Below are 20,237 nucleotides of genomic sequence, written 5' to 3'. Positions count from 1 at the left end.
CGAAATCCATAGGGGATTTCTACATGTGCCCGGCTAATCCGGGAGAAATCATCAGCAGGAGGCTCCTTTGTCATCGTTTGATTACATTAAAACCGCGATTCGTCAGAAAGGCTGCACGTTGCAGCAGGTGGCGGACGCCAGCGGGATGACCAAGGGCTACCTTAGCCAGTTGCTGAACGCCAAAATCAAAAGTCCGAGCGCGCAGAAACTTGAAGCGCTGCACCGCTTTTTGGGGCTTGAGTTTCCGCGCCAGCAGAAAAATGTCGGCGTCGTGTTCGGCAAATTCTATCCGCTGCACACAGGCCATATCTACCTGCTTCAGCGTGCCGGAAGCCAGGTCGACGAACTGCACGTTATCCTGGGCTACGACGAAAAGCGCGACCGGGCGCTGTTCGAAGACAGCGCGATGTCGCAGCAGCCGACGGTATCTGACCGTCTGCGCTGGCTGCTGCAAACCTTCAAATATCAAAAAAACATCCGCATTCACGCTTTTAACGAAGAAGGTATGGAGCCGTATCCGCACGGCTGGGACGTCTGGAGTAACGGTATCAAGGCCTTCATGGAAGAGAAGGGGATTGAGCCGAACTGGATTTACACTTCGGAAGAAGCCGATGCCCCTCAGTTCCGCGAGCACCTTGGAATCGAAACCGTGCTTATCGATCCGCAGCGCACGTTCATGAACATCAGCGGGGCGCAAATTCGTGAGAACCCGTCGCGCTACTGGGAATACATTCCCACTGAAGTGAAGCCATTCTTTGTGCGCACGGTGGCGATTTTGGGCGGCGAATCAAGCGGTAAGTCGATGATGGTGAATAAGCTCGCCAACATCTTCAACACCACCAGTGCCTGGGAATATGGCCGTGATTACGTCTTTTCCCATCTGGGCGGTGACGAGATGGCATTGCAGTATTCCGACTACGATAAAATCGCGTTGGGTCATGCGCAGTACATTGATTTTGCAGTGAAATACGCTAATAAAGTGGCGTTTATTGATACCGATTTTGTGACCACGCAGGCTTTCTGTAAGAAATACGAAGGCCGCGAGCATCCGTTCGTGCAGGCACTGATCGACGAATACCGTTTCGACCTGGTTATCGTGCTGGAAAATAATACCCCGTGGGTTGCCGATGGTCTGCGAAGCCTGGGCAGTTCGGTGGACAGAAAAGAGTTTCAGACCATGCTGGTCGATATGCTCAATGAGAACAACATTGAGTATGTGCACGTTGAAGAGTCAGATTACGACGCCCGCTTCCTGCGGTGTGTTGAGCTGGTGAAGCAGATGATGGGCGAGCAGGGCTAAACAAAAAACCGGGCGCTGTGAAAGCTACCCGGTTTTGTCATTTCCCCCTTTCCCAACGGGAAAGGGCATCAGACCGCAAAATTACTTCGAAATACGCTTGTACTTGATGCGCTTCGGCTCCAGCGCATCTGCGCCGAGGGTGCGTTTCTTGTACTCTTCGTACTCGGTAAAGTTACCTTCGAAGAATTCCACTTTACCTTCATCCTGGTAATCCAGAATGTGGGTGGCGATACGGTCAAGGAACCAACGGTCGTGGGAAATAACCATTGCGCAGCCCGGGAACTCCAGCAGGGCGTTTTCCAGCGCGCGCAGGGTCTCGATATCCAGGTCGTTGGTGGGTTCATCGAGCAGCAGCACGTTCCCGCCGACCTGCAGCAGTTTTGCCAGATGCAGACGGCCACGCTCACCACCGGACAGCTCGCCAACGCGTTTGCCCTGGTCGGTACCCTTGAAGTTAAAGCGACCCACGTATGCACGGCTTGGCATTTCGGTGTTACCGACCTTCATGATATCCAGGCCGCCAGACACTTCTTCCCACACGGTTTTGCTGTTATCCATGGCGTCACGGAACTGGTCAACGGACGCCAGTTTGACCGTTTCACCCAGGGTGATGCTGCCGCTGTCCGGCTGTTCCTGGCCTGACATCATACGGAACAGGGTAGATTTACCCGCGCCGTTCGGGCCGATGATACCGACAATCGCGCCTTTCGGTACGGAGAAGGTCAGATCATCAATCAGCAGACGCTCGCCGTAGGATTTACGCAGGTTGCTGACTTCCACCACTTTATCCCCCAGACGTGCTCCAGGTGGAATAAACAGTTCGTTGGTTTCGTTACGTTTCTGGTACTCGGTATTGTTGAGCTCTTCAAAGCGTGCCAGACGGGCTTTGCCTTTAGACTGACGGCCTTTCGCGCCCTGACGTACCCACTCCAGCTCTTTTTCGATGGATTTGCGACGAGCGGCTTCTGAAGAAGCTTCCTGCGCCAGGCGCTGATCTTTCTGCTCAAGCCAGGAAGAGTAGTTGCCTTCCCACGGAATACCTTCGCCGCGGTCCAGTTCGAGGATCCAGCCTGCCACGTTATCGAGGAAGTAACGGTCGTGGGTGATGGCCACCACGGTGCCTTCGAAGTCGTGCAGGAAGCGTTCCAGCCAGGCCACGGACTCGGCGTCCAGGTGGTTGGTGGGTTCGTCGAGCAGCAGCATGTCTGGTTTTTCCAGCAGCAGGCGGCACAGTGCTACACGGCGGCGCTCACCACCGGACAGGTTTTCGATTTTCGCATCCCAGTCTGGCAGACGCAGCGCATCTGCGGCGCGCTCAAGCTGCACGTTCAGGTTGTGACCGTCGTGCGCCTGAATGATTTCTTCGAACTTGCCCTGCTGAGCTGCCAGCTTGTCGAAATCGGCATCCGGTTCGGCATACTTCGCATAGACTTCATCGAGGCCTTTCAGGGCATTAACCACTTCAGAAACGGCTTCTTCAACGGATTCGCGAACCGTTTGTTCCGGGTTGAGTTTCGGCTCCTGCGGCAGGTAACCAATTTTGGTCCCTGGCTGTGGACGTGCTTCGCCTTCAATGTCGGTATCGATACCGGCCATGATGCGCAACAGGGTGGATTTACCGGCACCGTTCAGGCCCAGTACACCGATTTTTGCGCCAGGGAAGAAACTCAGGGAGATGTTTTTCAGAATATGACGCTTCGGCGGGACCACTTTACCGACGCGATGCATGGTATAAACGAATTGAGCCACGTTGGACTTCGCCTCTTTTATTTTGATGATAAGGAGTCAAAGGCGAAGTGTAGCCTTTTTCCCACGCTAATCCCAGCCAGGCGATCGTGATAACAGTAAAGGTAAAAAAGTGTTCATAACGTGGCGCAATCCCCGTTGTCTGGTTAGCATAAAGAGAGGATCCGAAACACAAGGATAATGACCGGACACGGCTTTTTTACGCGGCATGATGCTGCATTGACACAATTTTCTAAGGAGCGCATGTGGAAAAAGCTACACCCATGACGTGGCGTCTTCTGGCTGCTGGCGTCTGTCTGCTTACGGTCAGCAATGCGGTTCACGCTGATTCACTGGATGAACAACGCAGTCGCTACTCCCAGATTAGACAGGCGTGGGATAGCCGTCAGATGGATGTTGTTGATCAACTGATGCCGACCCTGAAAGATTATCCGCTCTATCCCTATCTCGAATATCGTCAGTTGACTGACGATCTGATGAACGAACCGGCGGTCAGTGTGACCCAGTTCGTGCAGGCCAATCCGACGCTGCCGCCCGCGCGGACCCTGAAAAACCGTTTTGTGAATGAGCTGGCGCGCCGTGAAGACTGGCGTGGCCTGCTGGCATTCAGCCCTGATAAACCCGGCACCACCGAAGCGCAATGTAACTACTACTACGCAAAATATAACGTGGGCCAGACTCAGGAAGCCTGGGACGGTGCAAAAACACTGTGGCTGACGGGTAAGAGCCAGCCTAACGCCTGCGATCCTTTATTCAGCGCCTGGCGTGCGTCCGGGACTCAGGATCCGCTGGCGTATCTGGAACGTATTCGCCTGGCGATGCAGGCCGGGAATACCAGCCTGGTTATCTCGCTTGCCAATCAAATGCCGACGGATTACCAGACCATATCCGCGGCGGTGATAAGCCTGGCAAACAATCCGAACAGCGTGCTGAGCTTCGCGCAAAGCACCGGTGCGACTGATTTCACCCGTAAGATGGCGGCGGTGGCGTTCACCAGCGTCGCACGTCAGGATGTGGAAAATGCGCGCCTGTTGATCCCATCCCTGGTGCAGGCGCAGCAGCTGAATGAAGATCAAACACAGGATCTGCGCGATATCGTCGCCTGGCGTTTGATGGGTACTGACGTGACCGATGAGCAGGCGCGCTGGCGCGATGATGCAATCATGCGTTCGCAGTCGACGTCGCTGGTGGAACGGCGTGTGCGGATGGCCATCGGCAACGGCGATCGCTCTGGGCTGAACACCTGGCTGGCGCGTTTGCCTATGGAAGCCAAAGATAAAGACGAATGGCGCTACTGGCAGGCCGATTTGCTGATGGATCGCGGTCGTGATCAGGAAGCGAAAGATATTCTGCATTCCCTGATGCAACAGCGCGGCTTCTATCCGATGGTGGCGGCGCAGCGTCTGGGTGAAGACTATTCGATTCGCGTCGAAAAACCAGAAGGCACGGTGGCCCCGCTGTTGGTCAATGGCCCTGAAATGGCCCGCGTGCGGGAGCTGATGTACTGGAATCTGGATAATACTGCGCGCAGCGAATGGGCGAATCTGGTGAGCAGCCGCACACGTACCGAACAAGGGCAGCTGGCGAAATACGCTTTTGACCAGGACTGGTGGGATCTCAGCGTGCAGGCGACGATTGCCGGGAAGCTGTGGGATAACCTCGAAGAGCGTTTCCCGCTGGCGTACAAAGATTTGTTCGTGCGCTATACCGGCGATAAGGGCATCTCCAAAAGCTATGCGATGGCGATTGCCCGTCAGGAAAGCGCCTGGAACCCGAAAGTCCGTTCACCGGTAGGCGCTACCGGGCTGATGCAAATCATGCCGGGTACCGCAACGCATACGGTGAAGATGTTCTCGATTCCTGGCTACAACAGCGCCAGTCAGCTGTTGGACCCGGAGACCAATATCAACATCGGTACCCGCTATCTGCAATACGTTTATCAGCAGTTTGGCAACAACCGCATCTATGCATCGGCGGCGTATAACGCGGGCCCTGGCCGGGTAAGAACATGGCAGGGCAACAGCGCAGGGCGCATCAACGCGGCGGCGTTTGTCGAGAGCATTCCGTTCTCTGAAACGCGCGGCTATGTGAAGAATGTGCTGGCGTATGATGCCTACTATCGCTATTTCATGGGCGAGAAACCGCAGATCCTCACCGATGACGAATGGAAGCAGCGTTACTGATCCGCTGAGAGTATGTTATGCTTGTACTCGCTAAAGAGTACATTCGGCGGATGGCCTTGTGCCATCCGCCCCAACATGGTGGCGTAACATGACCCAACAATCCCCTTACTCAGCCGCAAACGCGGAACAGCGCCACCAGGAGTGGCTGCGCTTTGTGGAACTGATGCGTCAGGCTTTTGCCGCTGACCTGGATCTGCCGCTTTTGAATTTGATGATGACGCCGGACGAGCGCGAAGCGCTGGGCACGCGGGTGCGAATTATCGAAGAGTTACTGCGCGGTGAGATGAGCCAACGTGAGCTGAAAAGCGAGCTGGGCGCGGGCATCGCGACCATTACTCGCGGCTCGAACAGCCTGAAATCAGCGCCAGCTGAACTGCGTCAGTGGCTGGAACAGACGCTGCCGGAAACTCACCGATAAACGGCGTTGTGAAAAGGACTGAGTGCCAGAATCACCGCCTGATGATAGACACTGCTGCGGGTCAGTTTGCCCGCAGTGAACACGCCAATCGCCCCCTCTTTACGGCCAATCTCATCGATACCGGTATAGTGTGACATCACCGGTCCGAGGGCATCGCCTGCGCGAACGCGTTCAAGGATCACCGCTGGAAGTGGCAGGGTGGCCGAACGAGCTTCACCGCGCTGTTCACGCGTTTCAATAACGACCCAACTGAAGGTGCTGCCTTCGTCGATACCCGCTTCAATCGCCACCCAAAAGTCGGCATCTGGTCGGACAAGCCTGGCATTTTCCACGCGATTTCGTGCGCCAGCACGCGTTTCCTCATTTCCGAGGGGTTGTTCTGGCACGCCGCTCTCGACGGAAACGGCGTCAATATGGCAGGATCCTTCGCCGAAGATCTCGTTAAAAGCCTGCAGAATAGCCTTAATTTTGGCGGGATTGGTGGTAGCTGAGACAACCTTGTGCATAATCAGTACACTTACGAAAAAAATTATCATCGCAGTATAACGGAAAATTAGCATGTTACAGGTATACCTTGTTCGCCACGGTGAAACGCAGTGGAACGCCGAGCGACGTATTCAGGGCCAGTCCGACAGTCCGCTCACTGAAAAAGGTGAGCAGCAGGCCCGACAGGTAGGTGAGCGCGTCAAAACGCTCGGCATCACGCATATCATCTCCAGCGATCTGGGCCGCACGCGCCGGACCGCTGAGTTAATCGCGGAAGCCTGCGGTTGCAGCGTCACCTACGATCCGCGGTTACGTGAACTCGATATGGGCGTGCTCGAACGCCGTCTGATCGACTCGCTGACTGAGGAAGAAGAAAGCTGGCGTCGGACGCTGGTGAATGGCACTGCCAACGGACGTATCCCGGAAGGGGAGTCTATGCAGGAGCTGGGCGATCGTATGAATGCGGCACTGCAGGATTGCCTTGAACTGCCAAAGGGCAGCCGCCCGTTGTTGGTGAGTCATGGCATGGCGCTTGGGTGTCTGGTGAGTACGATTCTCGGATTGCCGGCCTATGCCGAACGCCGTCTGCGTTTGCGTAACTGCTCAATCTCACGCGTGGATTACCAGCAAAGCCCATGGCTGGCACCTGGCTGGATTGTTGAGACTGCAGGTGACGTCACACATCTGGACGCCCCTGCGTTGGATGAACTGCAGCGCTAGCGGCGAATCGGAATCAGGTACTCGCAGCGGAGCTGGATAGGCGGTTCCTGATTCATTGCATCTTTCTGCGGGAAGAATCGTTCGATGTCCTGGCCCTTACGACGGGTCAGGCCGAGCATCGGCATGCAGGTGCCATAAACGGTCAGCACAAATTCCTGCAATCCGCTTCCCAGCCCTTCGTAGGTGAACATCACGTATTCACCCCCTTCCAGTTTCACCGGATGCGCATCCTGCAGATGGCCATTGGCCATTTCAGGCGTCAGTGCCGTGGTGTACAGCACTTCCTGCTCATCGTCTCGTTCAAGGCTCGGACGCGGTTCATGCAGCCCGTAAAGCATCGGCGGGATCGACGGAGAATTGCCGAGGAAATCGCGCCAGAACTGGCTGCGCATCTGCTGACGGAATTCAGAAATCTCCTCCAGCTTACAGGTATAACTCTGGGTGATACCGACCAGGTGCGTGTCCGGCATGGTGATGAATTCAAACTTCGGCATCGTAAATTCGCCCAGGCGCAGCGGCGGACGCATGCCGAACGAACTCCAGTCAGGCGAGCGGCGATAAAGCGCTGGCGTCAGGTTAAACTGTTTCTTGAACGCGCGGGTAAAAGTCTGCTGAGAATCGAAACGGTACTGCAGGGCAATATCCAGAATCGGGCGCGCGGTCAGGCGCAGAGCCACAGCAGATTTTGACAGGCGACGAGCACGAATATAGGCGCCGATAGCATGGCCGGTGACATCCTTGAACATCCTTTGTAGATGCCATTTGGAGTAACCCGCTTTTGCTGCAACATTATCCAGTGACAAAGGTTGGTCGAGATGCCCTTCAAGCCAGCTAAGAAGATCACGTATTATCCCAGCTTGATCCATATAATGTCCTCATCCTTTCGCAGGTGCCTGTAACTAGGGTAGCGGATAATAGCATTTTTTGATGTTTTAGCATTCAGTGTTTTTTTTTGCTCTAAAGTGCGATAAAGGTACAAAATAGGCATGATTTTTGTAAGGCTGTGATCTATAAATATTTTATTCTGCGCAAGGGCATAAAAACGAATGATTTTTTCAAAAATGGTAACAATATGAAATACAAGCAGTTAATTACAGGCTGTCTGCTGGCGTTGGCCTGCAGTGCAGCGCATGCGGAACAAGTGGGTTCCGTTGATACCGTCTTTAAGATGTTTGGCCCGGATCATAAGATTGTCGTTGAGGCCTTTGATGACCCGGATGTGAAGAACGTGACCTGCTATATCAGCCGCGCCAAAACCGGTGGCATCAAAGGCGGGCTGGGGCTTGCGGAAGATACCTCCGACGCGGCTATCTCCTGCCAGCAGGTTGGGCACATTGAGGTCAGCGACAAGATTAAGAAGGGCAAAACGGAAGGAGAGGTCGTGTTCCAGAAGCGGACGTCTCTGGTCTTCAAGAAACTGCAGGTCGTGCGTTTCTACGATGCCAAACGTAATGCGCTGGTGTATCTGACCTATTCCGACAAAGTGGTCGATGGCTCACCGAAAAACGCGATAAGCGCGGTGCCGATCATGCCCTGGAAGGAATAACAGGCGAAAAAAACGGCGCGAAAGCGCCGTTTTTTTATGCACTGAGAAACCGATTATTCCTGCAGTTCGCCGCAGAAACGGTAACCTTCACCGTGGATAGTCGCGATGATTTCCGGAGTATCAGGCGTAGATTCAAAGTGTTTACGGATGCGACGGATTGTCACGTCAACCGTACGGTCGTGTGGCTTCAGCTCACGGCCGGTCATCTTCTTCAGCAGTTCTGCACGGGATTGGATCTTGCCCGGGTTTTCGCAGAAGTGCAGCATCGCGCGGAATTCACTGCGAGGCAGCTTATACTGTTCGCCGTTCGGGCTGACCAGTGAGCGGCTGTTGATGTCCAGTTCCCAGCCGTTGAACTTGTAGCTTTCCACGCTGCGGCGTTCTTCGCTCACGGTACCCAAATTCATGGTACGGGAGAGCAGGTTGCGCGCACGGATAGTCAGTTCACGAGGGTTGAATGGTTTAGTGATGTAATCGTCAGCGCCGATTTCCAGGCCGAGGATTTTATCCACCTCGTTGTCACGTCCGGTCAGAAACATCAAAGCGACGTTAGCTTGCTCGCGCAGCTCACGTGCCAACAGCAGGCCATTTTTGCCCGGCAGGTTGATATCCATGATGACCAGGTTGATATCATTTTCAGATAGGATCTGATGCATTTCCGCGCCATCGGTGGCTTCGAACACATCGTAACCTTCTGCTTCGAAAATACTTTTTAACGTGTTGCGTGTTACCAACTCGTCTTCAACGATAAGAATGTGCGGGGTCTGCATGTTTGCTACCTAAATTGCCAACTAAAATCGAAACAGGAAGTACAAAAGTCCCTGACCCGCCTGATGCATGTCGAAAATTAACATGACCGGCATAACATGACTAAAGTACGTAATTGCGTTCTTGATGCACTTTCCATCAACGTCAACAACATCATTAGCTTGGTCGTGGGTACTTTCCCTCTGGACCCGACAGTGTCAAAAACGGCTGTCATCCTAACCATTTTAACAGCAACATAACAGGCTCAGAGATGGCTGATACCCAATAAAACTACGCTTCGTTGACATATATCAAGTTCAATTGTAGCACGTTAACAGTCTTGTGAAATCCTTGCATCTAAATGCTAGCGTTTGTCACAATTTTACAACAACCAATGTAATTGCATGAATGAACTGATTAGCAAAATGAATCCAAAAGATGAGCGTCAATCCCGTTTGAAATACCCTAGTATAACATAAGGATATAGAGGTTCTGTTAACATGCCTTATGGGGGGATTTGTGGGTAATAGTTTAGCCTTATTGATGTGTTAAGAAACACCCTTTCAGCGTTTTTTGTTGCAATTAAGTAAATTCGCGACGCGCAATATGATGATGTGCATCACATTGTGGTTGTGACAGAGCAAAAAAGAGAAGATTACATGCGCTTATCAATAGTGCTGGTTTCACCAGCAAGAGCCGAAAATATCGGCGCTGCGGCCCGGGCAATGAAGACCATGGGATTCACAGAAATGCGAATTGTCGACAGTCAGGCGCACCTGGAGCCTGCGGCAAAGTGGGTCGCACACGGGTCAGGTGAGATACTTGAAAATATCCAAACCTTTCCGACGCTTGCTGACGCACTCCACGATGTTGATTTTACCATTGCGACTACCGCCCGCAGTCGCGCTCGCTTCCACTATTACGCTACGCCCCAGGAACTGGTGCCTATCCTCCAGGAAAAATCACAGTGGATGGGCCACGCGGCGCTGGTGTTTGGTCGCGAAGATTCCGGGCTGACCAACGATGAACTGGCGCTGGCTGATATCCTCACCGGCGTACCGATGGTTGCAGATTACCCGTCGTTGAATCTCGGCCAGGCGGTGATGGTGTTCTGCTATCAGCTTTCGGCGTTAACACAAATGCCGACGCCTCCTGTTGCCGAAAATAACGAAAACCAACTTCAGGCGTTACGCGCACGTGCAATGTCGTTACTGACCAAATTACAGGTCGCGGATGACGTCAAACTGGCCGACTGGCTTCAGCAGCGAATTGGTCTTCTCGGGCAGCGAGACACCGCAATGTTGCATCGATTACTGCATGATATCGAAAAAAATATTGCCGATTAAACTGCTGTTGTGCGTTTTTGTTATGGATTAATACTCTGTCATAGGCTTTTTTACCAGGTAATGCGTGACTAGGAACGACATTTTTCTGGCGCAGGCTAATGGTGTGACAAATAGGGGCGAATGTAAAAATTCGTTGACATACCAGGGCCAATACTTTAACCAATAGAGGCAGACGACAGACAATTAAAATGACAGAGCACACAACATCCATGATTCGCATCAGCCGCATGACAACAATTATTACCACCACCATTACCACAGGTATCGGTGCGGGCTGACGCGTACAGGAAAAACAGAAAAAAGCCCGCACCTGAACAGTGCGGGCTTTTTTTTCGACCAAAGATCAAGAGGTAAAAACCATGCGAGTCTTGAAGTTCGGCGGTACATCAGTGGCAAATGCAGAACGTTTTCTGCGTGTTGCCGATATTCTGGAAAGCAATGCCAGGCAGGGGCAGGTAGCAACCGTGCTCTCTGCCCCGGCCAAAATCACCAACCATCTGGTCGCGATGATTGAGAAAACCATCGGCGGTCAGGATGCACTTCCAAATATTGCCGATGCCGAACGTATTTTTGCCGAACTGCTTCAGGGCCTGGCCGATATCCAGCCTGGTTTTCCCCTCTCTCAGCTCAACGCATTTGTTGCACAAGAATTCGCACACATTAAGCATGTCCTGCATGGCGTCAGCCTGCTTGGTCAGTGCCCGGACGGCGTCAACGCGTCCTTGATTTGCCGCGGCGAAAAACTGTCGATTGCGATCATGGCGGGCCTGCTCGAAGCGCGTGGTCACAAGGTCAGCGTCATCGATCCGGTCGAAAAATTACTGGCCGTTGGTCACTATCTTGAATCCACCGTCGATATCGCCGAATCCACCCGCCGCATTGCCGCAAGCCAAATCCCGGCAGACCACATGGTGCTGATGGCGGGCTTTACCGCGGGCAATGACAAAGGCGAATTGGTGGTGCTGGGCCGTAACGGCTCCGACTATTCCGCCGCAGTACTGGCTGCATGCCTGCGCGCCGACTGCTGTGAAATCTGGACCGACGTCGACGGGGTTTACACCTGCGATCCGCGTCAGGTACCGGACGCTCGCCTGCTGAAATCGATGTCGTATCAGGAAGCGATGGAGCTTTCTTATTTCGGTGCCAAAGTGCTGCACCCGCGTACCATCGCGCCGATCGCACAGTTTCAAATCCCCTGCCTGATTAAAAATACCGGTAACCCGCAGGCGCCGGGCACGTTAATCGGTGCCAGTCATAACGAAGATGGTCTGGCAGTGAAGGGGATTTCCAACCTCAACAACATGGCGATGTTTAACGTCTCTGGTCCTGGCATGAAAGGCATGGTCGGCATGGCGGCGCGCGTGTTCGCCACCATGTCTCGCGCCGGTATTTCCGTCGTACTGATAACCCAGTCGTCTTCTGAATACAGCATCAGCTTCTGCGTCCCACAAATTGACTGCGGCCGCGCGAAGCGGGCGATGGAAGATGAATTCTATCTGGAGCTGAAAGAGGGCCTGCTGGAGCCGTTGTCGATCATGGATCGTCTGGCGATCATCTCCGTCGTCGGCGACGGGATGCGTACTCTGCGCGGTATCTCGGCCAAATTCTTTGCGGCTCTGGCCCGCGCCAATATCAACATCGTGGCGATTGCCCAAGGGTCGTCCGAGCGTTCAATTTCCGTCGTGGTGAATAACGACGACGCCACCACCGGTGTGCGTGTCACGCATCAGATGCTGTTCAATACCGACCAGGTCATTGAAGTGTTTGTGATTGGCGTAGGTGGCGTGGGCGGTGCATTGCTGGAGCAGCTCAAACGCCAGCAGACCTGGCTCAAGAACAAGCACATTGACCTGCGCGTGTGCGGCGTGGCGAACTCCCGCGCGCTTCTGACCAACGTGCATGGCCTGAATCTGGAAGACTGGAAAGGTGAACTGGCTGAGGCCAAAGAACCCTTCAATCTCGGTCGCCTGATCCGTCTGGCAAAAGAGTATCACCTGCTGAACCCGGTGATTGTGGATTGTACTTCCAATCAGGCGGTGGCAGATCAGTACGCCGACTTCCTGCGCGAGGGCTTCCACGTTGTAACGCCAAATAAAAAGGCGAATACCTCGTCGATGAACTACTATCACGAGTTGCGTCAGGCGGCCGCGGGTTCACGTCGCAAATTCCTGTACGACACCAACGTTGGCGCGGGTTTGCCGGTCATCGAGAACCTGCAAAATCTGTTGAATGCCGGCGATGAGCTGCAAAAATTCTCCGGTATTCTCTCCGGTTCACTGTCGTTCATTTTCGGGAAGCTGGACGAAGGTATGAGCCTGTCGCAGGCGACCACCATCGCCCGCGAAATGGGCTACACCGAACCTGATCCGCGTGACGATCTCTCTGGAATGGACGTGGCGCGTAAGCTGCTGATCCTCGCTCGTGAAACCGGACGCCATCTGGAACTGAGTGATATTGTGGTCGAATCCGTACTGCCGGATCACTTCGATGACAGCGGCGACACCGAGAGCTTTATGGCGCGACTGCCGCAGCTCGATGACGAATTTGCGGCGCGTATCGCACAGGCCCGGGACGAAGGCAAAGTGCTGCGCTACGTCGGTAACATCGAAGACGATGGTGTGTGTCGCGTGAAAATTGCTGAAGTGGACGGAAACGATCCGTTGTACAAAGTGAAAAACGGCGAGAACGCGCTGGCTTTCTACAGCCACTATTATCAGCCGCTGCCGCTGGTCCTGCGTGGTTATGGCGCGGGCAACGACGTTACTGCGGCCGGGGTGTTTGCCGACTTGCTGCGCACCCTGTCCTGGAAGTTAGGAGTTTAAGATGGTTAAGGTCTATGCCCCGGCGTCCAGCGCCAATATGAGCGTTGGATTTGATGTGCTTGGCGCGGCGGTCGCGCCGGTTGACGGCACGCTGTTGGGCGATAACGTGGAAGTCGTCGCGGCTGAGACTTTCAGCCTGAAAAATGTCGGCCACTTCGCGAGCAAACTGCCGCCGGAACCGCGGGAAAATATCGTTTATCAGTGCTGGGAACGCTTCTGCCAGGAAATTGGCAAAACCGTTCCCGTCGCGATGACCCTGGAAAAGAATATGCCGATTGGTTCAGGCCTTGGCTCCAGCGCCTGCTCCGTGGTTGCCGCCCTGGTGGCGATGAATGAATTCTGCGGCAAGCCGCTCAACGACGGCAAAATGCTGGCGCTGATGGGTGAACTGGAAGGACGAATCTCCGGCAGCGTGCATTACGATAATGTCGCACCGTGTTTCCTCGGCGGCATCCAGCTGATGCTTGAAGAAAACGGCATCATCAGCCAGCAAATCCCGGCCTTCGACGAATGGCTGTGGGTGCTGGCGTATCCGGGCATTAAGGTATCAACCGCCGAAGCGCGTGCGATTCTACCGGCGCAGTATCGCCGTCAGGATTGCATCGCGCATGGCCGCCATTTGGCGGGCTTTATTCACGCCTGTTACAGCCGTCAGCCCGAGCTTGCGGCGAAACTGATGAAAGACGTTATTGCGGAACCGTATCGCACCAAACTGCTGCCAGGCTTTGGCGAAGCGCGTCAGGCGGTGGCGGAAATTGGTGCGCTGGCCAGCGGGATTTCAGGCTCCGGCCCGACGATGTTCGCCCTGTGCGATAACCCGGAAACCGCACAACGAGTCGCAGACTGGCTCAGTAAACACTATCTGCAAAATCAGGAAGGCTTCGTTCATATTTGCCGGCTGGACACGGCGGGCGCTCGCGTAGTGGGATAACCAATGAAACTGTATAACTTAAAAGATCATAATGAGCAGGTCAGCTTCGCGCAGGCCGTGACGCAAGGATTGGGCAAAAATCAGGGGCTGTTCTTTCCGCACGAACTGCCGGAATTCAGCCTGACCGAAATTGACGAGATGCTGAAGCTGGATTTCGTCACCCGTAGCGCCAAAATTCTGTCGGCGTTTATCGGCGATGAAATTGCGCCTCAGGAGCTGGAATCCCGTATTCGCGCAGCGTTTGCTTTCCCGGCACCGGTGAAACAGGTGCAGGATGACGTTGGCTGTCTGGAGTTGTTCCACGGACCGACCCTGGCGTTTAAAGATTTTGGTGGCCGCTTTATGGCGCAAATGCTGACGCACATCAGCGGCGATAAACCCGTCACCATTCTGACCGCCACTTCCGGTGATACTGGCGCGGCGGTTGCGCATGCGTTTTACGGTCTGAAAAACGTGCGCGTAGTCATCCTCTACCCGAATGGAAAAATCAGTCCGCTGCAGGAAAAACTGTTCTGTACGCTCGGCGGTAACATTGAAACTGTGGCTATCGACGGTGACTTCGATGCCTGCCAGGCGCTGGTGAAACAGGCCTTCGATGACGAAGAACTGAAGGTGGCGCTGGGTCTGAACTCGGCGAACTCGATTAACATCAGCCGCCTGCTGGCGCAGATTTGCTACTATTTCGAAGCGGTAGCGCAGCTGCCGCAGGAAGCCCGTAATCAGCTCGTGATTTCCGTTCCAAGCGGTAACTTTGGCGATTTGACCGCGGGCCTGCTGGCGAAATCGCTGGGCCTGCCGGTGAAACGCTTTATTGCCGCGACCAATGCCAATGACACCGTGCCGCGCTTCCTGCAGGATGGCAGCTGGGCACCTAAGCCAACGCAGGCGACGTTGTCTAACGCGATGGACGTCAGTCAGCCGAATAACTGGCCGCGTGTGGAAGAGCTGTTCCGTCGTAAAGTGTGGCGTCTGAATGAGCTGGGCTATGCGGCTATCGACGATGAGACCACCAAAGAAACCATGCGCGAGCTGCAGACTTTGGGTTACACCTCTGAGCCGCACGCGGCGGTGGCCTACCGTGCACTGCGCGACCGTCTCAATCCAGGTGAGTATGGCCTGTTCCTTGGCACTGCGCACCCGGCGAAATTCAAGGAAAGTGTAGAAGCGATCCTTGAAACTGAGCTGCCGCTGCCCAAAGAGCTGGCGGACCGCGCTGACCTGCCTCTGCTGTCGCATCATCTGCCTGCCGACTTCGCAGAATTACGTAAGTTGATGATGGTAAAGGCATAACTTCAGTCTGAACTGATATAAAGCCGGGTCGGCGTTTCGCGATCCGGTTTTTTTATGGGCAAATGTGGAGAAAATAGGGAGGTAATAAGTAGGGATTAAGGACAAATTCCCAATAAATGCGGGTAGTTAGAGATTAGGATTGCGGAGAATAACAAGTCCGCTTCAGGACATGTAAGCTCATTTCATCGACCCTAAACGGGCAATGATATGAATGGAGTAACCTATGTCTACGTTAAAACCTGTAATTCTGGCACTTTCTATGATGCTGGTGGCTCCGGCGATAGTACACGCTTCTGAAATCACACTGGTTCCTGCGGTAAAACTGCAGATTGGCGATCAGGATAACCGTGGTAATTACTGGGATGGTGGCAACTGGCGCGACCATGACTGGTGGGATCATCATTACGAACGCTACAACAACCACTGGCGTGCGCGTTATGAGCCGCATCATGACGATCACCACGATGATCATCATGACAATCATGGCCATCACCATTGATGTGATTTCCCTCGCCCCAAAAGGGGTGAGGGGAAAGTCTTACTTCTGTTCGTGCCGTTTAAACACCAGTTCGCTGTCACCCGATGCGGCTTCGTCAAAGAAATACCCTTCGCTATCAAACTCTTTCATCTGTTCTGGTTTTGTCAGACGGTTTTCAATGATGTAACGGCTCATCAGTCCGCGCGCTTTTTTTGCGTAGAAGCTGATGACTTTAAATTTGCCGTTTTTCTCATCAAGGAACACCGGCTTGATAATCTTGCCCTGCAACACCTTCGGCTTCACCGCTCTGAAGTATTCGTCTGAGGCCAGATTGATAACGGTGTCGTCACCCTGGGCCTTCAGCGCTTCATTGAGTTTGTTGGTGATAATCTCACCCCAGAAATGGTACAGATCTTTGCCTTTGGCGTTTTCGAGGCGAATGCCCATTTCCAGACGATATGGCTGCATCAAATCCAGCGGACGCAGCACGCCGTACAGACCGGAAAGCATCCGCAGATGCTGCTGGGCGAAATCAAAGTCGGCTTCGCTGAACTCCTCCGCCTGCAAGCCGGTGTAAACGTCGCCTTTAAACGCGAGGATAGCCGGGCGCGCATTTTGCGGGGTGAAATCCGGGTGCCAGTCGTGAAAACGGGTGGCATTGAGGTCGGCGAGCTTGTCGCTGATGCTCATCAGTTTACCAATCTGCGGCGCAGACAGCTTGCGCGCCACGCTAATCAGCTGCTGGGAATAGTCCAGCAGTTCCGGATGGGTGTAGCGCGCCGTTGGCAGGTCGCTCTGGTAATCGAGCGTTTTAGCAGGTGAAATCAGAATCAGCATAATCAGTCCTTGCGGGCATTTTTCCGTGACTTTAGCAAAAAACGCCCGGGAAAGGATCGATAGCTGCTATTGGCGAGGCACATCATCCCAGCTTCCAGGCGCCAGCTGTTGTTCAATATCCGGATAACGCGCCGGGTCGAATACCGGATTCACACCCATTTTGCGCTGGCGCAGATAATCACTGGCAATAATCTTCACCACCGGGGAGAGCAGCATGATGGCTGTCAGGTTGGTGATAGCCATCAGCGCCATGATGATATCGGCGAGTTGCCAGACAACCGGCAGGCTCAGCATTGTGCCCAGCATCACCATTATCAGGGTGATTCCGCGGAGCAGCCAGACGTTGAGCGGGCTGTTCATCTTCAGGTAAATCAGATTATTTTCAGCGTAGATGTAGTTGGCCACGATCGAGCTGAAGGAGAACAGCAGCACGATCCCCGCCACAAACCCATTGCCCCAGCTACCGGTGAAAGAGGCCACTGCGTTTTGCACCAGCTGGATACCGTCGAGGGAGCTTTGGGGGGTGGTTTTCCCGGCAAGTAGCACAATCATTGCCGTGGCGGTACAAATCACCAGCGTATCAACCAGCACGCCAATCATTTGAACGATGCCTTGCGCCGCAGGGTGCGGAGGCCATGAAGCGGCTGCCGCAGCGGCATTGGGCGTGGAGCCCATTCCGGCTTCGTTAGAGAACATACCGCGCTGGAAGCCGCTGGTTATCGCCTGGCTGATGGTGTAACCCACCGCACCGGCGGCGGCTTCCTGCCAGCCGAACGCGCTGCGGATGATGGTTTCAAACACTTTTGGAATTTCAGTGAAGTGCCAGAGGCTGATGAACACGCTGGCCGCGACCCATATCAACGCCATCACCGGCACCAGCCACTGCATCAATTTCGCTACGCCGCGCAGGCCGCGCATCACCGTCACCAGGGTGCAAACCATCAGGATCAAACCGGTCATAAATTCCGGCAAATGAAAGGCATAATGCATGGCATTGGCGACGGAGTTCGCCTGGACGGTATTGAAAATCAGGCCATATGCCAGCAGCAGAAACACCGAGAACATGACGCCCATCCAGCGCATACCCAGCCCGCGGGACATATACCACGCCGGGCCGCCGCGAAATTGTCCTTCGGCATCGCGCTCTTTGTAGACCTGCGCGAGAGAGCATTCGGCGAAGCTGCTTGCCATGCCGATGATGGCAGAAACCCACATCCAGAAGACGGCTCCGGGGCCACCTGCGGTCAGCGCAATGGCGACCCCAGCGAGGTTGCCGCTGCCGACGCGAGCCGCCAGGCTTGTGCACAGCGCCTGGAACGAGGTCAGGCCTCCCGACTGAGGGGTGAGGCTGCTTTTAAGACTTTTGCCAAACTGGCGAAGATAGCGAAACTGGATATAACCCGTTCGCCATGTGAACCACACTCCGGCACCGAGCAGCAGGTAAATCATTACCGAGCCCCAGAGTATTTCGTTAATAAAAGATAGGAATTCAGGCATTTAACGTCCCTTAGTCGATGCCGAAGACAACTGTAAGCGCTACCATTTTGAGATAATCCATTATTGGATAGGCCATGAATAGAGTGAGTTTATCATACTCTGCGCTCATGGACCGTCTGCGGTTGCGCTGAAAACGGGGCGTGATATTATCGGGTCAGAACGGTTACATCCCCCTAACAGTTGTTTAATAGAGAAACACTATCATGACGGATAAATTGACCTCCCTGCGTCAGTACACAACCGTAGTGGCTGACACTGGAGACATCGCGGCAATGAAGCTGTATCAGCCTCAGGATGCGACAACCAACCCTTCTCTGATCCTCGGCGCTGCCCAAATCCCGGAATACCGTAAGCTGATTGACGAAGCGATCGCCTGGGCGAAAAGCCAGAGCAGCAACCGCGAGCAGCAGGTTGTTGACGCTACCGATAAACTGGCAGTGAACATCGGTCTGGAGATCCTGAAACTGATCCCTGGCCGTATCTCTACCGAAGTTGATGCGCGTCTGTCCTACGACACCGAAGGCTCCATCGCCAAAGCGAAACACCTGATCAAGCTGTACAACAATGCTGGCATCAGCAACGACCGTATTCTTATCAAACTCGCGTCCACCTGGCAGGGCATCCGTGCCGCTGAGCAGCTGGAAAAAGAAGGCATCAACTGTAACCTGACCCTGCTGTTCTCCTTTGCTCAGGCGCGTGCGTGTGCAGAAGCGGGCGTGTTCCTGATTTCTCCGTTTGTTGGCCGTATCCTCGACTGGTACAAATCCAACACCGACAAGAAAGAGTACGCACCAGCAGAAGATCCAGGCGTGGTTTCTGTGTCTGAAATCTACAGCTACTACAAACAGCACGGCTACGAAACTGTCGTGATGGGTGCAAGCTTCCGTAACGTGGGCGAAATCCTGGAACTGGCTGGCTGTGACCGCCTGACCATCGCTCCGCCACTGCTGAAAGAGCTGGCTGAAGCGGAAGGTGCAATCGAACGTAAACTGGTTTACACCGGTGAAGTGAAAGCGCGTCCAGAACGTATTACTGAATCCCAGTTCCTGTGGCAGCACAACCAGGATCCAATGGCAGTAGACAAACTGGCGGACGGGATCCGTAAGTTTGCTATCGACCAGGAAAAACTGGAAAAAATGATCGGCGACCTGCTGTAATCATTTCAGGTGTGACCGGGTTTCCGGTCACATCTTCCTCGCGTTATTTGTCTCCGTTTCCCTTCCGCGTGTATCATTCCGCTTAACCGCATTATTTAACGGAATTGATATGAACACTCTTCGCATTGGCCTTGTCTCCATCTCCGATCGCGCTTCAAGCGGCGTTTACCAGGATAAAGGCATTCCGGCACTGGAAGCCTGGCTGGCCCGCGCACTGACGACCCCTTTCGAGCTGCAAACCCGTCTGATCCCAGACGAACAGGTCATCATCGAGCAGACGCTGTGCGAGTTGGTGGATGAAATGAGCTGTCATCTGGTGCTGACCACCGGTGGAACCGGCCCTGCGCGCCGCGACGTCACACCGGACGCGACGCTTGCGATTGCTGACCGTGAAATGCCGGGCTTTGGCGAACAGATGCGCCAGATAAGCCTGCATTTTGTGCCGACGGCAATCCTGTCGCGTCAGGTCGGCGTTATCCGCAAACAGGCGTTAATCCTGAATCTGCCAGGCCAGCCGAAATCCATCCAGGAAACGCTGGAAGGCGTGAAAGATGACGCAGGTAAGGTGCTGGTTCACGGTATTTTCGCAAGCGTACCGTATTGTGTACAGCTGCTGGAAGGGCCGTATGTGGAAACGGATCCGCAGGTCGTCGCTGCATTTCGTCCTAAAAGCGCGCGTCGCGATACAATCTCCTGAAGATAAGTCTTTTACAGTCTCACTTTTGCGGGCCAT

19 protein-coding genes and 1 other annotated feature are annotated in these 20,237 nt (G+C 54.1%); of the genes, 13 read left to right on the top strand and 6 right to left on the bottom strand.

Annotation, left to right across the window (positions count from 1 at the left end):
• Nucleotides 1-67 precede the first annotated feature (67 nt).
• A complete protein-coding gene (gene nadR / locus MUU47_RS06890; RefSeq protein ID WP_159771345.1) occupies nt 68-1,300 on the top strand; it encodes a multifunctional transcriptional regulator/nicotinamide-nucleotide adenylyltransferase/ribosylnicotinamide kinase NadR in 1,233 nt (410 codons plus the stop codon).
• Between the two features lie 81 nt (nt 1,301-1,381).
• Here nadR and ettA read toward each other — a convergent pair whose 3' ends face one another.
• Nucleotides 1,382-3,049: an energy-dependent translational throttle protein EttA gene (gene ettA, locus MUU47_RS06885; RefSeq protein WP_159771342.1), complete on the bottom strand. Its 1,668-nt coding sequence runs from the start codon at nt 3,047-3,049 to the stop codon at nt 1,382-1,384.
• A 242-nt stretch (nt 3,050-3,291) separates the two neighbouring features.
• Between ettA and sltY the strand changes: the two genes are divergently transcribed.
• Together sltY and trpR are read left to right on the top strand one after the other, a co-directional pair.
• Nucleotides 3,292-5,229, top strand: a complete 1,938-nt coding sequence (sltY, locus tag MUU47_RS06880; protein WP_258987441.1) for a murein transglycosylase — start codon at nt 3,292-3,294, stop codon at nt 5,227-5,229.
• Between the two features lie 88 nt (nt 5,230-5,317).
• Nucleotides 5,318-5,647 (top strand): trp operon repressor, encoded by a 330-nt coding sequence (gene trpR, locus MUU47_RS06875; protein ID WP_125354026.1) that lies wholly within the window; start codon nt 5,318-5,320, stop codon nt 5,645-5,647.
• Here trpR and yjjX read toward each other — a convergent pair.
• Entirely contained in the window at nt 5,638-6,153 is a 516-nt protein-coding gene (yjjX, locus tag MUU47_RS06870; RefSeq protein WP_110510871.1) for an inosine/xanthosine triphosphatase, read from the bottom strand. The two genes, trpR and yjjX, sit on opposite strands and share 10 nt — an antisense overlap.
• Nucleotides 6,154-6,205: 52 nt before the next feature.
• Here yjjX and gpmB point away from each other — a divergent pair, with 52 nt between their 5' ends.
• Nucleotides 6,206-6,853, top strand: a complete 648-nt coding sequence (gpmB, locus tag MUU47_RS06865; RefSeq protein WP_258987440.1) for a 2,3-diphosphoglycerate-dependent phosphoglycerate mutase GpmB — start codon at nt 6,206-6,208, stop codon at nt 6,851-6,853.
• Here gpmB and robA read toward each other — a convergent pair.
• Nucleotides 6,850-7,719 (bottom strand): MDR efflux pump AcrAB transcriptional activator RobA, encoded by an 870-nt coding sequence (robA, locus tag MUU47_RS06860; RefSeq protein ID WP_258987439.1) that lies wholly within the window; start codon nt 7,717-7,719, stop codon nt 6,850-6,852. The two genes, gpmB and robA, sit on opposite strands and share 4 nt — an antisense overlap.
• Nucleotides 7,720-7,925: 206 nt before the next feature.
• Between robA and creA the strand changes: the two genes are divergently transcribed.
• The gene (gene creA, locus MUU47_RS06855) at nt 7,926-8,399 is read left to right on the top strand and encodes a protein CreA (RefSeq protein ID WP_258987438.1); all 474 of its coding nucleotides are present in this window, start codon (nt 7,926-7,928) and stop codon (nt 8,397-8,399) included.
• Between the two features lie 53 nt (nt 8,400-8,452).
• Here the strand turns inward: creA and arcA are convergent, their stop codons facing one another.
• Nucleotides 8,453-9,169 carry a two-component system response regulator ArcA gene (arcA, locus tag MUU47_RS06850; protein WP_015966004.1) on the bottom strand — a complete coding sequence of 239 codons (717 nt, stop codon included), beginning with the start codon at nt 9,167-9,169 and terminating at the stop codon, nt 8,453-8,455.
• A 96-nt stretch (nt 9,170-9,265) separates the two neighbouring features.
• Between arcA and yjjY the strand changes: the two genes are divergently transcribed.
• From yjjY to MUU47_RS06820, 6 genes are all read left to right on the top strand, one after another.
• Nucleotides 9,266-9,406: a YjjY family protein gene (gene yjjY, locus MUU47_RS06845; protein WP_001541509.1), complete on the top strand. Its 141-nt coding sequence runs from the start codon at nt 9,266-9,268 to the stop codon at nt 9,404-9,406.
• A gap of 399 nt (nt 9,407-9,805) precedes the next feature.
• Entirely contained in the window at nt 9,806-10,492 is a 687-nt protein-coding gene (locus MUU47_RS06840) for a tRNA/rRNA methyltransferase (RefSeq protein ID WP_258987437.1), read from the top strand.
• Nucleotides 10,493-10,708: 216 nt separating this feature from the next.
• Nucleotides 10,709-10,826: a sequence feature (Thr leader region), on the top strand.
• A 25-nt stretch (nt 10,827-10,851) separates the two neighbouring features.
• Nucleotides 10,852-13,314 (top strand): bifunctional aspartate kinase/homoserine dehydrogenase I, encoded by a 2,463-nt coding sequence (gene thrA / locus MUU47_RS06835; RefSeq protein ID WP_258987436.1) that lies wholly within the window; start codon nt 10,852-10,854, stop codon nt 13,312-13,314.
• A 1-nt stretch (nt 13,315) separates the two neighbouring features.
• Nucleotides 13,316-14,245, top strand: a complete 930-nt coding sequence (thrB, locus tag MUU47_RS06830; RefSeq protein WP_159771317.1) for a homoserine kinase — start codon at nt 13,316-13,318, stop codon at nt 14,243-14,245.
• 3 nt (nt 14,246-14,248) lie between these two features.
• Nucleotides 14,249-15,535, top strand: coding sequence for a threonine synthase (gene thrC / locus MUU47_RS06825; RefSeq protein WP_258987435.1), 1,287 nt, complete (start codon nt 14,249-14,251; stop codon nt 15,533-15,535).
• Nucleotides 15,536-15,758: 223 nt separating this feature from the next.
• Nucleotides 15,759-16,034, top strand: a complete 276-nt coding sequence (locus MUU47_RS06820) for a DUF2502 domain-containing protein (protein ID WP_309578259.1) — start codon at nt 15,759-15,761, stop codon at nt 16,032-16,034.
• A 39-nt stretch (nt 16,035-16,073) separates the two neighbouring features.
• Here MUU47_RS06820 and yaaA read toward each other — a convergent pair whose 3' ends face one another.
• Nucleotides 16,074-16,850, bottom strand: coding sequence for a peroxide stress protein YaaA (gene yaaA / locus MUU47_RS06815; protein ID WP_258987434.1), 777 nt, complete (start codon nt 16,848-16,850; stop codon nt 16,074-16,076).
• A gap of 66 nt (nt 16,851-16,916) precedes the next feature.
• Nucleotides 16,917-18,347 (bottom strand): alanine/glycine:cation symporter family protein, encoded by a 1,431-nt coding sequence (locus MUU47_RS06810; RefSeq protein ID WP_258987433.1) that lies wholly within the window; start codon nt 18,345-18,347, stop codon nt 16,917-16,919.
• Between the two features lie 203 nt (nt 18,348-18,550).
• Here MUU47_RS06810 and tal point away from each other — a divergent pair, with 203 nt between their 5' ends.
• A complete protein-coding gene (tal, locus tag MUU47_RS06805; RefSeq protein ID WP_258987432.1) occupies nt 18,551-19,504 on the top strand; it encodes a transaldolase in 954 nt (317 codons plus the stop codon).
• 109 nt (nt 19,505-19,613) lie between these two features.
• On the top strand, nt 19,614-20,201 hold the full coding sequence (gene mog / locus MUU47_RS06800) for a molybdopterin adenylyltransferase (protein ID WP_258987431.1): 588 nt from the start codon (nt 19,614-19,616) through the stop codon (nt 20,199-20,201).
• Nucleotides 20,202-20,237 lie beyond the last annotated feature (36 nt).

The sequence above is a fragment of the Scandinavium hiltneri genome, from assembly GCF_024764835.1.
GTDB lineage: Bacteria > Pseudomonadota > Gammaproteobacteria > Enterobacterales > Enterobacteriaceae > Scandinavium > Scandinavium hiltneri.
This window is presented reverse-complemented; position numbering and strand designations above follow the sequence as displayed.